This is a genomic window from Pseudomonas sp. B21-051 (assembly GCF_024748795.1).
In the GTDB taxonomy this organism is placed as follows: Bacteria; Pseudomonadota; Gammaproteobacteria; order Pseudomonadales; family Pseudomonadaceae; genus Aquipseudomonas; species Aquipseudomonas putida_A.
The window spans coordinates 889,850-907,370 of record NZ_CP087166.1 but is presented as its reverse complement, the minus strand read 5'-3'; the positions used below and the strand labels follow the sequence as shown (position 1 = coordinate 907,370).

The 17,521-nt window shown below is 58.3% G+C and carries 15 protein-coding genes and 2 tRNA genes; 1 reads left to right on the top strand and 16 read right to left on the bottom strand.

Going from position 1 to position 17,521, the window contains the following annotated elements:
* Positions 1 to 6 precede the first annotated feature (6 nt).
* The 8 genes from LOY52_RS03905 to rlmE all read right to left on the bottom strand — a co-directional run bounded on the left by LOY52_RS03905 (position 7) and on the right by rlmE (position 6,454).
* Positions 7 to 83, bottom strand: a tRNA-Met gene (locus tag LOY52_RS03905).
* 97 nt (positions 84 to 180) lie between these two features.
* A tRNA-Leu gene (locus tag LOY52_RS03900) sits at positions 181 to 266 on the bottom strand.
* A gap of 22 nt (positions 267 to 288) precedes the next feature.
* Complete coding sequence (gene secG, locus LOY52_RS03895) at positions 289 to 675, bottom strand: preprotein translocase subunit SecG (RefSeq protein WP_027610782.1); 387 nt, start codon at positions 673 to 675, stop codon at positions 289 to 291.
* Positions 676 to 679: 4 nt separating this feature from the next.
* The gene (gene tpiA, locus LOY52_RS03890) at positions 680 to 1,435 is read right to left on the bottom strand and encodes a triose-phosphate isomerase (RefSeq protein ID WP_258678271.1); all 756 of its coding nucleotides are present in this window, start codon (positions 1,433 to 1,435) and stop codon (positions 680 to 682) included.
* Between the two features lie 65 nt (positions 1,436 to 1,500).
* Positions 1,501 to 2,838: a phosphoglucosamine mutase gene (gene glmM, locus LOY52_RS03885; RefSeq protein ID WP_258678269.1), complete on the bottom strand. Its 1,338-nt coding sequence runs from the start codon at positions 2,836 to 2,838 to the stop codon at positions 1,501 to 1,503.
* 16 nt (positions 2,839 to 2,854) lie between these two features.
* Positions 2,855 to 3,706: a dihydropteroate synthase gene (folP, locus tag LOY52_RS03880; protein ID WP_258678268.1), complete on the bottom strand. Its 852-nt coding sequence runs from the start codon at positions 3,704 to 3,706 to the stop codon at positions 2,855 to 2,857.
* 8 nt (positions 3,707 to 3,714) lie between these two features.
* Positions 3,715 to 5,622 (bottom strand): ATP-dependent zinc metalloprotease FtsH, encoded by a 1,908-nt coding sequence (gene ftsH, locus LOY52_RS03875; RefSeq protein ID WP_045122149.1) that lies wholly within the window; start codon positions 5,620 to 5,622, stop codon positions 3,715 to 3,717.
* Between the two features lie 202 nt (positions 5,623 to 5,824).
* Complete coding sequence (rlmE, locus tag LOY52_RS03870) at positions 5,825 to 6,454, bottom strand: 23S rRNA (uridine(2552)-2'-O)-methyltransferase RlmE (protein WP_003221536.1); 630 nt, start codon at positions 6,452 to 6,454, stop codon at positions 5,825 to 5,827.
* Between the two features lie 101 nt (positions 6,455 to 6,555).
* Between rlmE and LOY52_RS03865 the strand changes: the two genes are divergently transcribed.
* A complete protein-coding gene (locus tag LOY52_RS03865) occupies positions 6,556 to 6,864 on the top strand; it encodes a YhbY family RNA-binding protein (protein ID WP_003221534.1) in 309 nt (102 codons plus the stop codon).
* A gap of 9 nt (positions 6,865 to 6,873) precedes the next feature.
* On the opposite strand, the gene LOY52_RS03860 is transcribed toward LOY52_RS03865, so the two are convergent.
* The 8 genes from LOY52_RS03860 to grpE all read right to left on the bottom strand — a co-directional run bounded on the left by LOY52_RS03860 (position 6,874) and on the right by grpE (position 17,345).
* Entirely contained in the window at positions 6,874 to 7,278 is a 405-nt protein-coding gene (locus LOY52_RS03860) for an MFS transporter (protein ID WP_258678266.1), read from the bottom strand.
* Between the two features lie 28 nt (positions 7,279 to 7,306).
* Positions 7,307 to 7,783 (bottom strand): transcription elongation factor GreA, encoded by a 477-nt coding sequence (gene greA, locus LOY52_RS03855; RefSeq protein WP_003221530.1) that lies wholly within the window; start codon positions 7,781 to 7,783, stop codon positions 7,307 to 7,309.
* Complete coding sequence (gene carB / locus LOY52_RS03850; protein WP_007961429.1) at positions 7,780 to 11,001, bottom strand: carbamoyl-phosphate synthase large subunit; 3,222 nt, start codon at positions 10,999 to 11,001, stop codon at positions 7,780 to 7,782. The genes greA and carB overlap by 4 nt, the downstream gene beginning before the upstream one ends.
* Before the next feature lie 126 nt (positions 11,002 to 11,127).
* Entirely contained in the window at positions 11,128 to 12,264 is a 1,137-nt protein-coding gene (gene carA / locus LOY52_RS03845; RefSeq protein ID WP_027610776.1) for a glutamine-hydrolyzing carbamoyl-phosphate synthase small subunit, read from the bottom strand.
* Between the two features lie 257 nt (positions 12,265 to 12,521).
* Positions 12,522 to 13,328, bottom strand: a complete 807-nt coding sequence (gene dapB / locus LOY52_RS03840) for a 4-hydroxy-tetrahydrodipicolinate reductase (RefSeq protein WP_258678262.1) — start codon at positions 13,326 to 13,328, stop codon at positions 12,522 to 12,524.
* Positions 13,329 to 13,337: 9 nt separating this feature from the next.
* Positions 13,338 to 14,462 (bottom strand): molecular chaperone DnaJ, encoded by a 1,125-nt coding sequence (gene dnaJ / locus LOY52_RS03835; protein WP_003221522.1) that lies wholly within the window; start codon positions 14,460 to 14,462, stop codon positions 13,338 to 13,340.
* A gap of 297 nt (positions 14,463 to 14,759) precedes the next feature.
* Positions 14,760 to 16,676: a molecular chaperone DnaK gene (gene dnaK, locus LOY52_RS03830; protein WP_003221521.1), complete on the bottom strand. Its 1,917-nt coding sequence runs from the start codon at positions 16,674 to 16,676 to the stop codon at positions 14,760 to 14,762.
* A gap of 102 nt (positions 16,677 to 16,778) precedes the next feature.
* A complete protein-coding gene (grpE, locus tag LOY52_RS03825) occupies positions 16,779 to 17,345 on the bottom strand; it encodes a nucleotide exchange factor GrpE (RefSeq protein WP_007961425.1) in 567 nt (188 codons plus the stop codon).
* Between the last annotated feature and the right edge of the window lie 176 nt (positions 17,346 to 17,521).

The following is a 17,521-nucleotide window of genomic DNA, read 5'->3' as shown; positions in this document are numbered from 1 at the left end:
TTAAACTGGTTGCGGGGGCCGGATTTGAACCGACGACCTTCGGGTTATGAGCCCGACGAGCTACCAGACTGCTCCACCCCGCGACAAAGCTGGGGCGGAAGTATACGACCGATCCCTTATAGGGTCAATGTAACCTTCCACCTGCAAGAAAGCCCGCAACAGCGGGCTCTCCTGACTAATTGGTACCGAGAAGGGGACTCGAACCCCTACACCCTATGGGCACAACCACCTCAAGGTTGCGTGTCTACCAATTCCACCACCTCGGCAAAACTACGTTTTAAACCCTTCTTACTTCTGCTCTTGAGCTGGAGGTACGTCAGTCGCTGGAGTAGCCGACTTTTGCTCTTGAAGCACCGGGACATCATCAGAAGCCGGTTGTTGCTGCTTAGGTACTTCCAACACTGCTGGATCTGGCAAACCTGCTTGAGTCAGCTGATGAGCCTTCTCTTTAGCAAAGTAACCTAACCCCAAGCTGGTTATGAAGAAACCGGCGGCAAGTATAGCAGTAAACTTACTAAGAAAGGTAGAGGAACCTTGGCTTCCGAACACAGTATTTGAAGCACCTGCTCCGAAAGACGCGCCAGCGTCCGCACCTTTACCCTGCTGCAGCAAAACCAGAGCAACTACGCCCAATGCACCCAGCAGATGAAAAACGACTACGACTGTTTCCAGCATTTTTTCAGTTTCCCGCGGCGCGACAAATCGCACCGAACTCATCTGCATTCAGGGAAGCTCCACCAATGAGCCCCCCATCGATATCCGGCATGCCGAACAGTTCGACCGCATTGGCCGCCTTCACGCTGCCGCCGTATAGAAGCCGCACACCTCGTGCGACTTCAGAATTCTCTGCCGCCAACTGCTCGCGGATGGCTTTATGCACATCCTGAGCCTGTTGCGGCGTTGCAGTCAGTCCGGTACCAATGGCCCAGACAGGCTCGTAAGCAATGACTGCCTTGGCAAAGGCACCAGCACCCAGCTCCTCGATGATGCTGCCCAGCTGACGCCCGACAACTTCAAGAGTCTTTCCGGCTTCGCGCTGTTCGAGGGTTTCCCCTACACACAACACCGGAATCAAGCCACATGCCTGTGCCGCTGCGAACTTGCGATTCAGCATCCCGTCTCGCTCGCCCATTATCTGGCGGCGTTCGGAGTGCCCGACAAGCACCAGGGAACAACCTGCATCCACCAACTGACTCGGTGCAATCTCACCGGTCAATGCACCTTGCATGGATTCCACCGCAGAATTCTGCGCACCGACCGAAATCGATTTGCCTTTCAAGCCATCAATCACTTGATTGATATGCAGGCAAGGCGGGAATACCGCGACATCAACACCGCTTGGCAAGGCCAGATGACGAAGGCCGTTGATCAGCTCAGCGACGCTGGCGCGGGTACCGTGCATCTTCCAGTTACCAGCTACCATAGGGCGACGCATGCTGTACCTCGTCGGTCAAAGTGGGCGCAGATGTTACCCAACACAATCATGGCTGGCAAGCCGAATCAGGCAGAAACTTCACTTACCAGTTTTGCCAGTTCTTCGGCGTAGCTGCGAACCTGAGTTTCATCCTCACCTTCGACCATCACGCGCACCAAAGGCTCTGTACCGGACTTGCGCAGAAGCACCCGGCCACGACCAGCCATTGCCTGGGTTACACGCGCACTGGCTTCCTTGACCGCCGGATGCTCAAGCGGGCTTTCGCCACCACCGAAACGCACGTTGATCAGCACCTGAGGACACTTGCGCAACGCCTGACGCGTTTGCGCCAACCCTTCGTTTCGGGTTTTAAGCGCCATCAGCACCTGCAGCGCTGCAATGATCGCATCACCGGTGGTGGTGTGATTGAAGCAGACGATATGCCCCGAGTTTTCACCACCTACCAACCAGTCGCGCTCCAGTAGTTCGGCGATCACATAACGATCACCGACATTGGCACGAATGAATGGAATCGAGAGCTCTGCCAGAGCGAGCTCCAGACCGAGATTGCTCATCAGAGTACCGACTACACCACCCTGCAACTTGCCACGCTCGTGAAGGTCGCGCGCGATGATGAACAGCAACTCGTCACCATCAACGATGGCGCCAGTGTGATCGACCATCAGCACCCGATCACCGTCACCATCAAAGGCGATACCCAGATCAGCGTGCTCGGCGAGAACAGCAGCTTGCAGTTGACCCATATGGGTCGAGCCGCAATTGTCATTGATGTTCAGACCGTTGGGCTGAGCCGACAGCACGACCACTTCAGCACCCAACTCACGGAAGACACTTGGAGCAACCTTGTAGGTCGCACCGTGCGCGCAGTCGATCACGACCTTCAAACCGGAAAAACTAGTGCCGGTAGGTACGCTGCTTTTGCAGAATTCGATATAGCGACCGGAAGCGTCGTTGATGCGCGACACCTTGCCGATCTTGCTCGACTCGACCACAGTCATCGGTGTGTCGAGCAGTTCTTCGATCATCAACTCCAACTCATCAGGCAGCTTGGTGCCCTTGCCGGAAAAGAACTTGATGCCGTTATCGTCGTGCGGGTTGTGCGAAGCACTGATCACGATCCCGGCTTCGGCCTGGAAAGTACGCGACAGATAGGCAATGGCCGGCGTCGGCATCGGACCGAGCAGCATCACATCGGCGCCCGCCGACGTCAGGCCTGCTTCAAGCGCCGATTCGAACATGTAGCCAGAGATGCGCGTGTCCTTGCCGACCAGCACCTTGCAGGCGCCCATCTTGCGAAAGGCCATTCCCGCCGCCCAGCCGAGCTTGAGCATGAAGTCAGGAGTGATCGGATATTCACCGACACGACCACGAATACCGTCAGTACCAAAGTATTTCTTGCTCATAAGTGCTCCATCATTCTTATTCGGCTGATTCCACGGCCGCGAGCATGCGCACCACGTCTACCGTTTCCGCCACATCATGGACACGCAAGATACGTGCACCTTTAATCGACGCCAATGCCGCCAGTGCGAGGCCGCCGTGCAGACGTTCGCCCACCGGGCGATTCAGCGCCTGGCCAATCATGCTTTTGCGTGAGACACCGACCAATAGCGGACGCCCCAGCGCGTGCAGGGCTTCCATATGCTTGAACAAGCTTAGATTGTGCTGCAGGTTTTTGGCGAAGCCGAAACCGGGATCAAGAATGATCCGCTCGGCAGGAATGCCTGCCGCCGCACATTGAGCCATTCGCTCCGCCAGAAACTCACCCACTTCCCGGGTAACGTCCTGATAGTGCGGATTGTCCTGCATGTCACCCGGCTCGCCGAGCATGTGCATCAGGCAGACCGGCAATCCGGTCGCGGCCGCGGCATCCAGCGCGCCATCGCGGCGCAGCGAGCGCACATCATTGATCAACCCGGCACCCAGGCGCGCCGTTTCGCGCATCACCGCAGGTGTCGAAGTATCAACCGAGATGACCACATCCAGCTCGCGATTGATCAGCTCCACGATCGGAGCTACGCGTTCCAATTCCTCGAGCGGTGAAACCGCACGCGCGCCAGGCCGGGTCGATTCGCCACCGACGTCGATCAACGTCGCGCCCGCAACCACCATGGCTTCGGCGTGACGCAAGGCCACGTCCAGCTGGTTGTACCGGCCGCCGTCGGAAAAAGAGTCGGGGGTGACATTGAGTATGCCCATGACATGCGTCTGGGCCAAATCAAGAACCCGGTTGCCGCAAGGCAACCGGGTCAGGGACGGTACAGAAGTCATTTCAAACCTTAAACGTCAGCAGCCGGACCGCCGATCGGTGTTTCCGGACGCTCATCCTGGATCACTGGAGGCGGAGGCGTACCCGTGCCACCAGTCCAGTCACGCGGCTCACGAGGTGTACGACCGGCCATGATGTCGTCGATCTGCTCGGCATCGATGGTTTCGTACTTCATCAGCGCATCGGCCATGGCATCCAGCTTGTCACGGTTGTCCGTGAGGATCTGCTTGGCCGTGCCGTAGCACTGATCGATGATGCTGCGCACTTCGGAGTCGATCAGTTTGGCCGTTTCACCGGAGAAGCTTGCGGCCTGACCGCCACCGCCGCGACCGAGGAACACTTCACCTTCTTCTTCGGCGTACATCAGCGGACCGAGTTTTTCCGACAGCCCCCACTTGGTCACCATGTTCCGCGCAATCTGACTGGCACGCATGATGTCGTTGGAAGCACCGGTGGTCACACCGTCGAAACCAAGAGTCATTTCTTCAGCAATACGGCCCCCGTACAGCGAGCAGATCTGACTGATCAACGCACGCTTGGACAGACTGTAGCGATCCTCTTCCGGCAGGAACATGGTCACACCCAGCGCACGACCACGTGGAATGATGGAGACCTTGTAGACCGGATCATGCTCAGGTACGACGCGACCGACGATAGCGTGACCAGCTTCGTGATAAGCGGTGTTCTGCTTCTCTTTCTCGGACATGACCATCGATTTGCGCTCGGCGCCCATCATGATCTTGTCTTTGGCCAGCTCGAACTCCTTCATTTCGACGATGCGTTTGCCGCTGCGTGCAGCGAACAGCGACGCCTCGTTGACCAGGTTAGCCAGATCGGCACCGGAGAAGCCCGGGGTACCACGTGCGATAACGGCCGGAGCAACGTCGTCACCCATTGGCACTTTGCGCATATGAACCTTGAGGATCTGCTCGCGACCACGGATGTCCGGCAGACCTACTACGACCTGACGGTCGAAACGGCCCGGACGCAGCAGCGCAGGGTCAAGTACGTCAGGACGGTTGGTGGCGGCGATCACGATGATGCCGTCATTCATTTCAAAGCCATCCATCTCCACCAGCAACTGGTTGAGAGTCTGCTCACGCTCGTCGTGACCGCCGCCCATGCCGGCGCCACGATGGCGACCGACGGCGTCGATTTCGTCGATGAAGATGATGCACGGAGCGTGCTTCTTGGCCTGCTCGAACATGTCGCGAACGCGGCTTGCACCAACACCCACGAACATTTCAACAAAGTCGGAGCCGGAGATGGTGAAGAACGGCACTTTCGCTTCGCCGGCAATCGCCTTGGCCAGCAAGGTTTTACCGGTACCCGGAGGACCGACCATCAATACGCCGCGAGGAATACGACCACCCAGGCGCTGGAACTTGCCCGGATCACGCAGGAACTCAACCAGCTCGCCGACCTCTTCCTTGGCTTCGTCGCAACCGGCAACGTCAGCCAAGGTGGTTTTCACCTGATCTTCGGAAAGCAGGCGTGCCTTGCTCTTGCCGAAGCTCATCGGTCCGCCCTTGCCGCCGGCACCGCCCTGCATCTGGCGCATGAAGAACATGAACACCGCGATGATCACCAGGATCGGGAAGCTGGCCACCAGGAGTTGGGTCCAGATGCTTTGCTGCTCAGGCTGCTTGCCTTCGACCACAACGTGGTTGTCGACCAGGTCGCCGATCAGGCCATTGTCCTGGATCGCCGGACGAATGGTCTTGAAGCTGTCGCCATCGTTGCGCTTGCCGGTAATCACATAGCCGTCAACGGCTACGCGCTCGACCTTGCCATCCTTGACCTGCTGGATGAAGTCGGAATAGTTGAGGGTCTGCGGCTCGTTAGGGCTGGAGAAGTTGTTCATCACCGTCACGAGGACTGCCGCGATGATCAACCACAGGATCAGATTCTTTGCCATATCGTTCAATTAACTACCCTCTGAAGCAAGCTCCGCTACTGGCGCGCGCTTCGCATGATATTCACCGGCCTAACTTACTACATTACCTACAACTCTGGCAGGCGCCGTCTGTAACCCTTTGTGAAACACTTTCTACACAATATTCGCTTATGCACGCGGGGCAAAATACGAAAAACCTATCGCCCCGACAAAAAACCTCGTTTTACTCATTACCGCCGCGGTAACCCCAAGCCAGCATATATTGCTCGCGGGAGCTGCCACGGGAAGAATCCGGCTTGATCATCTGGATCTTGTCGAATTTCTTGCGAGCATCCTTCAGGTAAACATCAAACCCTTCGCCCTGAAAAATCTTGATCACGAAATTGCCACCCGGTTTGAGTATCCGCTCCGCCAGATCAAGCGCCAGCTCACAAAGGAACATGGCTTTGGGCATGTCCACTTCAGGCGTACCACTCATATTGGGGGCCATATCGGAAATCACAAGGTCCACCTGCGAATTACCCACCGCTTCAAGGATTCGCGCGAGCACTTCGTCCTCGGTGAAGTCACCTTGAATGAAGGTCACGTCCGGAATGCTGTCCATTTCCAGGATGTCCGAAGCGATCAGACGCCCCTGACCACCGATCAGCCGGCTGGTGACCTGCGACCAGCCGCCGGGCGCTGCGCCCAGATCGACAACGCTCATGCCGGAACGGATCAGCTTGTATTTCTCCTGGATCTCCAGAAGCTTGTAACTCGCACGCGAGCGGTAGCCATCCTTCTGCGCCTGCTTCACATAAGGATCGTTGACATGTCGTTTCAGCCAACCAAGGCTTGTCTTGGAACGCGCCATTGGGCACCTCGATAATAAGGGTCGTGATTAATTGGGCGGATCCACGAACCCTCGGGTAAAATGGCCGCCATTTTACAGAATCCAGACGAAAGGGTCAGATTATGCCGCTCACTCCAGAGCAGAAGAAACAGTACAAATCCATTGGCCACCACCTGAAACCAGTTTTGACGGTGGCGGACAACGGTCTGACTGAAGGTGTATTAGCCGAACTTGAACGCGCCCTGGCGGATCACGAGCTGATCAAGATCAAGCTCAACATCCTAGATCGCGAGTCGCGCCTGGCGCACATTGCAGAACTGTGCAAGGTCGGCAAGGCTGACCTGGTACAGGTCATCGGCAAGATGGCACTGGTTTATCGCAAGAACTTCAGCGTCAACAAGCAGCTGTCGAACGTTCATCGCTTCAAGTGATGAAAGGGGTCAAGGGTGTGCTTCGCGCACCCTGCCACTCCATCCCGGCAGCGGTTGCAACACCAACACCAGCCCGGAGAAGCCCAACAGCAGAAAACTGAACTCCTGCCAGCGCTGCGCTCGCGGCCAGCCGACATGCACGGCGACAAACATCGCACACGCAAACAACGCCATCAGCAACACCTGCCCGCGAAAATCCCGCCATAGACTGTCAAGGCCATCGGCCTGTACCAGCACCAAAGCCTGAAAAATCACGCATGCGGCGGCGAAACCCACCACCGGCATTTCGAACGCATCGGCAATCTCATCGATCAGCAACGGTGCCAAGCCAATCTTGCCCAACACCGGTCGCAAACCGAGATGAATCAACCAGAAGCCGCCGACCCACAACATCTGGGTCAGCTGCCAAAGCATGGCGCCCGCATGTAGCGGGCGCCTGCCTTCAGATGTGACGGACTTCGACAATCTCGTACTCGATAACGCCACTCGGCGTTTTCACGGCGACCACATCACCCTCTTCCTTGCCGATCAAGGCGCGGGCCAAAGGCGAGCCGACCGAAATCTTGCCGAGTTTGAAGTCAGCCTCATCCTCACCCACGATGTGGTAAGTGACGCTTTCATCAGTCTCGACGTTGGCGATTTCGACGGTGGTACCGAAAATCACTTTGCCGGTGTGCGGGATAGTCGTGACATCGATGATGACCTGATTCTGGATCCGGCCTTCGATGTCACGGATCCGCGCCTCGACCATGCCTTGCTGTTCGCGGGCGGCATGGTACTCAGCGTTTTCCTTCAGGTCACCCAACTCGCGAGCGGTACCGATGTCCTGGCTGAGCTTCGGACGAACGACCTTGGTCAGGTGAGCGTGTTCTTCTTCCAGGGCTTTCGCGCCCTGGACGGTCATTGGGTATTTGATCATGCCTTCAATCCTGCGTGTAGATCCTGCAAGCGGCGTACGGTCTTCTCGGGACCGAACTTCAGCGCTTCACAGATAGCTTCGCCCGCAGCAATGGTGGTGGTGCAGTAGATCTTGTGCTGCAGGGCATTACGACGAATGGAGTAGGAATCAGCGATCGACTGACGGCCTTCGGTGGTGTTGATGATCAGGGTGACTTCGTCATTCTTGATCATGTCGACCACGTGCGGACGACCCTCGGTCACCTTGTTCACACGGCGCACTTTCAGGCCTGCAGCTTCGATCAGCTTGGCAGTGCCGGCAGTCGCGACCACTTCGAAGCCCAAGTTGATCAGATCACGGGCCACGCCCGCAACCAGCGGCTTGTCATCGTCACGCACGCTGATGAACGCGGTACCGCCGGTCGGCAGCACTTCGCTGGCGCCCATCTGGGCCTTGGCGAATGCTTCACCGAAGGTGTCGCCGACGCCCATCACTTCACCGGTGGACTTCATCTCTGGGCCGAGGATCGGGTCAACGCCAGGGAATTTGGCGAACGGGAACACCGCCTCTTTCACGCTGTAGAAGTTCGGGATGATTTCCTTGGTGAAGCCGATTTCCTTCAGGGTCTTACCGGCCATGACGCGAGCCGCGATCATTGCCAGGGAGACACCGATGCACTTGGACACGAACGGCACGGTACGCGAAGCGCGCGGGTTGACTTCGATGACGTAGATGTCTTCGCCCTGCAGCGCCAGTTGCACGTTCATCAGACCGACAACGCCCAGTTCCAGGGCCATTTTCTTGACCTGTTCGCGCATCTCGTCCTGGATGTGCGCCGGCAGCGAGTACGGCGGCAGCGAGCACGCGGAGTCACCGGAGTGAACGCCCGCCTGTTCGATGTGCTGCATGATCGCGCCGATCACCACGTCCTTGCCGTCGCAGACCGCATCCACGTCCATCTCGATGGCGCAGTTGAGGAAGTGATCAAGCAGCACCGGGCTGTCGTTGGACACTTGCACCGCATCACGCAGGTAGCGCTTGAGTTCGTCTTCCTTGTAAACGATTTCCATCGCGCGGCCGCCCAATACGTAGGACGGGCGCACCACCAGCGGATAACCGATTTTCGCGGCAGCGCGAACGGCTTCGTCTTCGCTGCGCACGGTGGCGTTTGGCGGCTGACGCAGGTTCAGGCGCTCGACCATTTGCTGGAAGCGCTCACGGTCTTCGGCACGGTCGATGGCATCAGGGCTGGTACCGATGATCGGCACGCCAGCGGCTTCCAGGGCACGCGCCAGTTTCAGCGGAGTCTGGCCGCCGTACTGGACGATCACGCCTTTCGGCTTCTCGACGCGGCAGATTTCCAGCACGTCTTCCAGGGTTACCGGCTCGAAGTACAGACGGTCGGAAGTGTCGTAGTCGGTGGAAACGGTTTCCGGGTTGCAGTTGACCATGATGGTTTCGTAGCCGTCTTCGCGCAGTGCGAGAGCAGCGTGTACGCAGCAGTAGTCGAACTCGATGCCCTGGCCGATACGGTTCGGACCGCCACCCAGAATCATGATCTTGTCGCGGCCGGACGGCGCGGCTTCGCACTCTTCCTCGTACGTCGAGTAGAGGTAGGCGGTGTCGGTGGCGAACTCGGCAGCGCAGGTGTCAACACGCTTGTAGACCGGGAACACTTCCAGTTTTTGACGGTGAGTACGCAGGTTCTTCTCGGTCACACCCAGCAGTTTGGCCAGACGCTGATCGGAGAAGCCTTTGCGCTTGAGCTTGAACATCAGGTCGCGGTCGATGGCGGACAGACCGAGGGTCTTGACCTTCTCTTCGTCCTTGATCAGATCTTCGATCTGCACCAGGAACCACGGGTCGATCATGTTCATGCCGAAGATGTCTTCGACGGTCATGCCGGCGCGGAATGCGTCCGCCACGTACCAGATACGCTCGGCGCCCGGAACGGTCAGCTCGCGCTTGAGGATGCTCATGCTTTCCGGATTGCTCAGGTCGAGCTTCTCGTCCAGACCGCAAACGCCGACTTCCAGACCGCGCAGGGCTTTCTGCAGGGATTCCTGGAAGGTGCGGCCGATGGCCATGACTTCACCCACCGACTTCATTTGAGTGGTCAGGCGTGCGTCAGCATTGGCGAATTTTTCGAAGGCGAAACGCGGCAGCTTGGTGACGACGTAGTCGATCGACGGTTCGAAGGACGCCGGAGTCTTGCCGCCGGTGATGTCGTTCGACAGTTCGTCGAGGGTGTAGCCCACCGCCAGTTTGGCCGCGACCTTGGCGATCGGGAAACCGGTGGCTTTCGAAGCCAGTGCCGAGGAACGCGATACACGCGGGTTCATCTCGATCACGACCATGCGGCCGGTGTCCGGGCAGATACCGAACTGCACGTTGGAACCGCCGGTCTCGACGCCGATCTCGCGCAGTACCGCCAGCGAGGCGTTACGCAGGATCTGGTATTCCTTGTCGGTCAGGGTCTGTGCCGGAGCCACGGTGATCGAGTCACCGGTGTGCACGCCCATCGGGTCGAAGTTTTCGATCGAGCAGACGATGATGCAGTTGTCCTTTTTGTCGCGGACAACTTCCATTTCATATTCTTTCCAGCCGATCAGCGATTCGTCGATCAGCAGCTCTTTGGTCGGCGACAGGTCCAGACCGCGGGCGCAGATTTCTTCGAACTCTTCACGGTTGTACGCAATACCGCCACCGGTGCCGCCCATGGTGAAGGACGGACGGATGATGCACGGGAAGCCCAGACGCTCGAGGACGGCGTTGGCTTCTTCCATGCTGTGGGCGATACCGGAACGCGGGCATTCCAGACCGATGGACTTCATGGCCTTGTCGAAACGCGAGCGGTCTTCAGCCTTGTCGATGGTGTCGGCGTTGGCGCCGATCATTTCCACGCCGAATTTCTCCAGAACGCCTTCGCGCTCCAGGTCCAGGGCGCAGTTCAGTGCAGTCTGGCCGCCCATGGTTGGCAGCACTGCATCCGGACGCTCTTTTTCGATGATCTTGGCCACGGTCTGCCATTTGATCGGCTCGATGTACGTGGCGTCGGCCATGTCCGGGTCGGTCATGATGGTGGCCGGGTTGGAGTTCACCAGGATGACGCGGTAACCCTCTTCGCGCAGGGCCTTACAGGCCTGGGCGCCGGAGTAGTCGAATTCACAGGCCTGGCCGATAACGATCGGGCCAGCGCCGAGAATCAGGATGCTTTTAATGTCTGTACGTTTTGGCATGGGTTTGTCACTCAAATCCGCAGGTCAGTCGGCAAGCCGTCTTGATCGATTTCTGAAGCCCTGAGGGGCGCCACCGGTGTCGGGGCCGCCCTCGAGGGCTTCTCGCTACAGTCTCAAGGCGAGCGCTTAGCGTCGCTTGGCCATCTCGTTGATGAAGCGGTCAAACAGAGGGGCCACATCGTTCGGGCCCGGGCTCGCTTCAGGGTGCCCCTGAAAGCTGAACGCGCTCTTGTCGGTGCGCTCGATACCTTGCAGGGTGCCGTCGAACAGCGACTTGTGGATCGCACGCACGTTGGCCGGCAAGGTCGCTTCGTCAACCGCGAAACCGTGGTTCTGGCTGGTGATCATCACAACACCAGTGTCCAGATCCTGTACCGGGTGGTTGGCACCGTGGTGGCCGTGGCCCATTTTCAGGGTCTTGGCGCCGGAGGCCAGAGCCAGCAGTTGGTGACCGAGGCAGATACCGAAGACCGGAATTTCGGTTTCCAGCACTTCCTTGATCGCCTTGATTGCGTAGTCGCATGGCTCCGGATCACCAGGGCCGTTGGACAGGAACACGCCGTCCGGCTTGAGTGCCAGCACATCGGCAGCCGGGGTTTGCGCCGGCACCACGGTCACGCGGCAGCCGCGCTCGACCAGCATGCGCAGGATGTTCAGTTTGACGCCGTAGTCGTAGGCGACCACGTGATATGGCAGCTCGGACGCTTCGATGGTCGCGTGGCTGTCGGTCTTCAAATCCCAGACAGTGGAGCGCCATTCGTACTTTTCCTTGGTGCTGACGACTTTCGCCAGATCCATGCCCTTCAGGCCCGGGAAGCCTTGCGCGGCGGCAATTGCCGCTTCTTCGGAAATGTTGTCGCCAGCCATGATGCAGCCGTTCTGTGCGCCTTTTTCACGCAGGATGCGGGTCAGGCGACGGGTGTCGATACCAGCGATTGCCACAACGTTGTTGGCTTTCAGGTAGTCAGACAGGGACATCGTGTTACGCCAGTTGCTCGCTACCAGCGGCAGGTCACGGATGACCAGGCCAGCGGACCATACGCGGTCGGACTCGGCATCTTCCGGCGTGGTGCCGGTGTTGCCGATGTGCGGGTAAGTCAGGGTAACGATCTGTTGGGCGTAGGAAGGATCGGTAAGGATTTCCTGATAGCCGGTCATTGCGGTGTTGAACACCACCTCACCAACGGTTTGACCGTCGGCTCCAATGGCTTCGCCGCGAAAAATGCTGCCATCAGCAAGGGCGAGTATGGCTGGCTTAGTCAAGAAGACCTCCCGTAAATAACGCATGAAAGGGCAATCGCAGGTTGTAAAAAAGCGGAGTGACGTATGGACACGTCACCCCGCTTCTTCACTGAATTATTCTGCGCGCTTTTAGTGGACACACTAAAGCTGTAGCTTACAGAAAAAGGCTTTTTTGGTCCACCGCTAAAGAGCCTGAAAGGCCGGAGAATGCGACAGGGCGTCACGCGGTGCAGAAAAACCAGCGCAAACCGGGCGTTTGCGCTGGGTAAAACAGTCAATCAATTCAGTTCCAGTACGTCCTGCATGTCATACAGACCCGGCTCGCGCGCATCCAGCCACAACGCCGCACGCACCGCACCCTTGGCAAAAGTCATGCGACTGGAAGCCTTGTGCGTGATCTCCAGGCGCTCGCCCTCACAGGCGAACAGCACGGTGTGATCGCCGACAACATCACCACCACGCACGGTGGCGAAACCGATGGTTTCCCGCTCGCGCGCACCGGTGTGACCTTCACGACCGTAGACCGCAACCTTCTGCAGATCACGATCCAGTGCATCGGCAATCACTTCACCCATGCGCAGCGCCGTGCCGGACGGAGCATCGATCTTGTGCCGGTGATGCGCCTCGATGATCTCGATGTCGGCATCGTCGCCCAGCACCCGGGCGGTCATTTCGAGCAGCTTCAGCGACAGGTTGACCCCGACACTGAAGTTTGCCGCGAAGACGATCGGAATATCCTTGCCCGCCTCGGCCAGCAACTGCTTCTGCGCAGCGTCGAGCCCGGTAGTGCCGATGACCATGGCCTTGCCAGCCTTGCGACAGAACGCGAGGTTTTTCAGCATGACTTCCGGCAGGGTGAAATCGATCAGCACGTCGAACTCTTCAGCCACCGACTCCAGGTTGCCGGACAACGGCACCCCAATACGGCCCAGCGAAGCCAGCTCACCGGCATCCACTCCGATCAGCGTACTGCCGGGACGAACGATCGCCGCGGTCAGGCCGGTCAGCGGCGCGCGCTGCTGCACGGCCTCGACCAGAATCTTGCCCATGCGCCCGGCGGCGCCCATCACAGCTATACGTCGCATGCCGACTCCTTACAGATCGCCGAAGAAGCGCTTCACACCATCGAACCAACCGGTGGTTTTCGGCGAGTGGCTGTTGTCGTCCGCCAGCGAGCTGCGGAATTCTTCGAGCAGTTCGCGCTGACGACGATTCAGATTGACCGGGGTCTCGACCGCTACACGGCACATCAAGTCGCCCGCACCACCGCCCCGCACCGGCGCCACGCCTTTGCCGCGTACGCGGAACTGCTTGCCGGTCTGGGTGCCTTCAGGGATTTTCAGTTTGACGCGACCGTCGAGGGTCGGGATTTCCAGCTCGCCGCCGAGCGCCGCATCAACAAAGCTGATCGGCACTTCGCAGAACAGGTGCTTGCCATCGCGCTGGAAGATGTCGTGCTCGCGCACGTTGATCACCACATACAGGTCGCCGGTCGGGCCGCCCTGGGTGCCCGCCTCGCCCTCGCCAGACAGACGAATGCGGTCGCCGGTATCAACGCCAGCCGGCACCTTCACCGACAGGGTCTTGTACTCTTCGACGCGACCGTCGCCGTGGCAGGAATCGCACGGATCGGAAATGATCTTGCCTTGGCCATGGCAACGCGGGCAGGTCTGCTGCACCGAGAAGAAGCCCTGCTGCATACGCACCTGGCCGATGCCGCCGCAGGTCGGGCAGGTCGATGGCGACGAGCCTTTCTTCGCGCCGGAACCATCGCATGGCTTGCAATTGACCAGCGTCGGAACACGGATATTCACGGTGGTACCGCGTACCGCTTCTTCCAGATTCAGCTCCAGGGTGTAGCGCAGATCGCTGCCACGCTGGGCGCCGCCACGGGAACCGCCGCGACCGCCACCGAAGAAGTCACTGAAGACATCGCCAAAGATGTCCGAGAAATTCTGCCCGCCGAAACCGGCGCCACCGCCACCCATGCTTGGGTCGACGCCAGCATGACCGTACTGGTCGTACGCCGCGCGCTTGCTCGAATCGGACAATACTTCGTAGGCCTCGTTGGCCTCTTTGAACAGTTCTTCCGACGCTTTGTCATCGGGATTACGGTCCGGGTGATGCTTCATCGCCAGACGACGATAGGCCTTCTTCAGGTCTGCATCGCTTGAACCACGCTCTACACCCAATACTTCGTAATAGTCACGCTTTGCCATAAGTCTTTTGCACTCTTGAGGACGTTCGGCAAACCCCTCCTGAGGATGGCCAAACTCGTTGAGCCCCAATACAGGCCCGGACCCAACTCACGTCAATTCAACGATCCTGGTCTTTGTTTCATTTGGTACTTGCGGCGCGAAAAGCAGGAGCATTCCCGGCCATACCAGCAGCAGGCGAACCTTGTCGCATGCTGTAAAAATTCGTGTATTCCAGATACGCCAACGCGGGAGCAAGCTCCCGCGCGGCGACATCCTACCAGTCACCGCCGCAAGGCAGTCAACCGGCCGACCAACAACTTACTTGTGGTCTTTGACTTCTTCGAACTCGGCATCGACAACATCGTCAGCCTTTTCAGCTTTCTCGTCGTGCGGCGCCGCGCCTTCAGCAGGCTGAGCCTGTTCGGCGTACATCTTCTGAGCGACCGGAGCCGAGACTTTCGACAGCTCTTCGATCTTCGCTTCGATGGCAGCCTTGTCGTCGCCTTTCACAGCGGCTTCCAGTGCAACCACGGCAGCTTCGATCGCGGTCTTCTCTTCAGCGCTGACCTTGTCGCCCGCTTCGGTAACCATTTTGCGAGTCGAGTGAACCAGTGCATCACCCTTGTTACGGGATTCAGCCAGCTCAGCGAACTTGCGGTCTTCCTCGGCGTTCAGCTCGGCATCGCGAACCATCTTCTGAATTTCTTCATCCGACAGACCGGAGTTGGCCTTGATGGTGATCTTCTGCTCTTTACCGGTCGCCTTGTCTTTCGCGCCAACGTGCAGGATGCCGTTAGCGTCGATGTCGAAGGTCACTTCGATCTGCGGCACGCCACGTGGAGCTGGTGGAATGTCGGCCAGGTCGAACTTGCCCAGGGACTTGTTCTGTGCGGCTTGCTTACGCTCACCTTGCAGGACATGAATGGTCACAGCGCCCTGGTTGTCGTCGGCAGTCGAGAACACTTGCGATTTCTTGGTAGGAATCGTGGTGTTTTTCTCGATCAGCGCGGTCATCACGCCACCCATGGTTTCGATACCCAGGGTCAGCGGGCTCACGTCGAGCAGCAGAACGTCCTTCACGTCACCGGCCAGAACGGCGCCCTGAATCGCAGCACCCATGGCAACCGCTTCGTCCGGGTTCACGTCTTTACGTGCTTCTTTACCGAAGAAATCGGTCACCAGTTTCTGTACCAGCGGCATACGGGTCTGACCGCCGACCAGAATCACGTCGTTGATCGCGCCAACGTCGATACCGGCGTCTTTCATGGCGATACGGCAAGGTTCGATGGTGCGCTGAACCAGGTCTTCAACCAGTGCTTCGAGCTTGGCACGCGAAATCTTCACGTTCAGGTGCTTAGGACCGGTGGCATCTGCAGTGATGTACGGCAGGTTGACGTCGGTCGACTGCGCGGACGACAGCTCGATCTTGGCTTTCTCAGCGGCTTCTTTCAGGCGCTGCATGGCCAGCGGGTCACCTTTGAGGTTCATGCCGCTTTCTTTCTTGAATTCGTCAACGAGGTAGTCGATCAGACGAATGTCGAAGTCTTCACCGCCGAGGAAGGTGTCGCCGTTGGTGGCCAACACTTCGAACTGGTGCTCGCCGTCAACTTCAGCGATCTCGATCACGGAAACGTCGAAAGTACCGCCACCCAGGTCATAAACGATCACGGTGTGATCGCCCTTGGCCTTGTCCATACCGTAAGCCAGAGCAGCTGCGGTTGGTTCGTTGATGATACGTTTAACGTCCAGACCGGCGATGCGGCCGGCGTCTTTGGTCGCCTGACGCTGGCTGTCGTTGAAGTAGGCCGGAACGGTGATTACCGCTTCGGTCACAGGCTCGCCGAGGTAGTCTTCGGCGGTCTTCTTCATCTTCTTCAGAATTTCAGCCGAGATTTGTGGCGGCGCCATTTTCTGGCCGTTCACTTCAACCCAGGCATCGCCGTTGTCAGCCTTGGCGATTTTGTACGGGACCATCTTGATGTCTTTCTGTACGACTTCTTCGTCGAACTTGCGACCGATCAGACGCTTCACCGCGTACAGGGTGTTGTGCGGGTTGGTCACTGCCTGACGCTTGGCCGACTGACCAACGAGGATTTCACCATCGTTGGCGTAAGCGATGATCGACGGCGTGGTGCGCGCGCCTTCGGCGTTTTCGATAACTTTGGCTACGCCGTTTTCCAGCACGGAGACGCAGGAGTTGGTAGTCCCCAGGTCGATACCGATAATTTTGCCCATGTTCACTCTCCCGAAACTTTGGATTTTGTTGCCGCAGCAGTGGTGGCTAACTGCGGTAATACTTAAACGCTTGACTTCTAAATGGGGGCCTTGCGGCTAATTTCAAGCCTTCTCGTCAATCGAAGGCGAAATTGGCGCCGGCGCCTTGCTGACCACAACCATGGCCGGACGCAACAGGCGACCATTGAGCTGATAGCCCTTCTGGAACACCTTCAGAACGCTGTTCGGTTCGACGTCGGCGCTTTCCTGCATGGCCATCGCCTGATGGTGAACGGCGTTGAACGGTTCGCCATGCGGATCGATCGCTTCAAGCTGATAACGCTTGAGGGTGTCGTGGAACATTTTCAGGGTCAGCTCGATGCCTTCGCGCATCGGACGGATGCTTTCGTCGTCCGGGCTCGACAGTTCGAGGCCGCGCTCCAGGCTGTCAACGATCGGCAGCAGGTCACCGGCGAATTTTTCCAGCGCAAACTTGTGCGCCTTCTCGACATCCTGCTCGGCACGGCGGCGGACGTTCTGCAGATCGGCAGCTACGCGCAGCGACTGATCCTGCGCGGCGGCCAACTGCTCCTCGAGCACTTGTACACGGGTCGCCAGGTCGTCACCCGAAGTTTCGGGCGCCTGATTGGCTTCTGGATTTTGCGTATCTACTGTCTGTTCGTCAGCCATAGAATTCTCCTTTCAATTACGTCCGCGAGCTGTACTCGCGCTTCTGCCCCGATATATGGGGCCGCAAAATCAGGCTTCAAGGGCCTGCAATGATTAACCCTACAAAAAAGTGCTGCATTGTCATTCCTGCTCGGACTAAGCATTTGATCGGATCAAGCGAATCGAGCTAAGCGAGG

Excerpts from the sequence above, each read along its gene's own strand:
- dnaK (WP_003221521.1), bottom strand. The coding sequence starts at position 16,676 with ATGGGCAAAATTATCGGTATCGACCTGGGGACTACCAACTCCTGCGTC.
- glmM (WP_258678269.1), bottom strand. The coding sequence starts at position 2,838 with ATGAGCAAGAAATACTTTGGTACTGACGGTATTCGTGGTCGTGTCGGT.
- dnaJ (WP_003221522.1), bottom strand. The coding sequence starts at position 14,462 with ATGGCAAAGCGTGACTATTACGAAGTATTGGGTGTAGAGCGTGGTTCA.
- secG (WP_027610782.1), bottom strand. The coding sequence starts at position 675 with ATGCTGGAAACAGTCGTAGTCGTTTTTCATCTGCTGGGTGCATTGGGC.
- tpiA (WP_258678271.1), bottom strand. The coding sequence starts at position 1,435 with ATGCGTCGCCCTATGGTAGCTGGTAACTGGAAGATGCACGGTACCCGC.
- dapB (WP_258678262.1), bottom strand. The coding sequence starts at position 13,328 with ATGCGACGTATAGCTGTGATGGGCGCCGCCGGGCGCATGGGCAAGATT.
- greA (WP_003221530.1), bottom strand. The coding sequence starts at position 7,783 with ATGATCAAATACCCAATGACCGTCCAGGGCGCGAAAGCCCTGGAAGAA.
- carB (WP_007961429.1), bottom strand. The coding sequence starts at position 11,001 with ATGCCAAAACGTACAGACATTAAAAGCATCCTGATTCTCGGCGCTGGC.
- ftsH (WP_045122149.1), bottom strand. The coding sequence starts at position 5,622 with ATGGCAAAGAATCTGATCCTGTGGTTGATCATCGCGGCAGTCCTCGTG.
- folP (WP_258678268.1), bottom strand. The coding sequence starts at position 3,706 with ATGACTTCTGTACCGTCCCTGACCCGGTTGCCTTGCGGCAACCGGGTT.
- LOY52_RS03860 (WP_258678266.1), bottom strand. The coding sequence starts at position 7,278 with ATGCTTTGGCAGCTGACCCAGATGTTGTGGGTCGGCGGCTTCTGGTTG.
- rlmE (WP_003221536.1), bottom strand. The coding sequence starts at position 6,454 with ATGGCGCGTTCCAAGACAAGCCTTGGTTGGCTGAAACGACATGTCAAC.
- grpE (WP_007961425.1), bottom strand. The coding sequence starts at position 17,345 with ATGGCTGACGAACAGACAGTAGATACGCAAAATCCAGAAGCCAATCAG.
- LOY52_RS03865 (WP_003221534.1), top strand. The coding sequence starts at position 6,556 with ATGCCGCTCACTCCAGAGCAGAAGAAACAGTACAAATCCATTGGCCAC.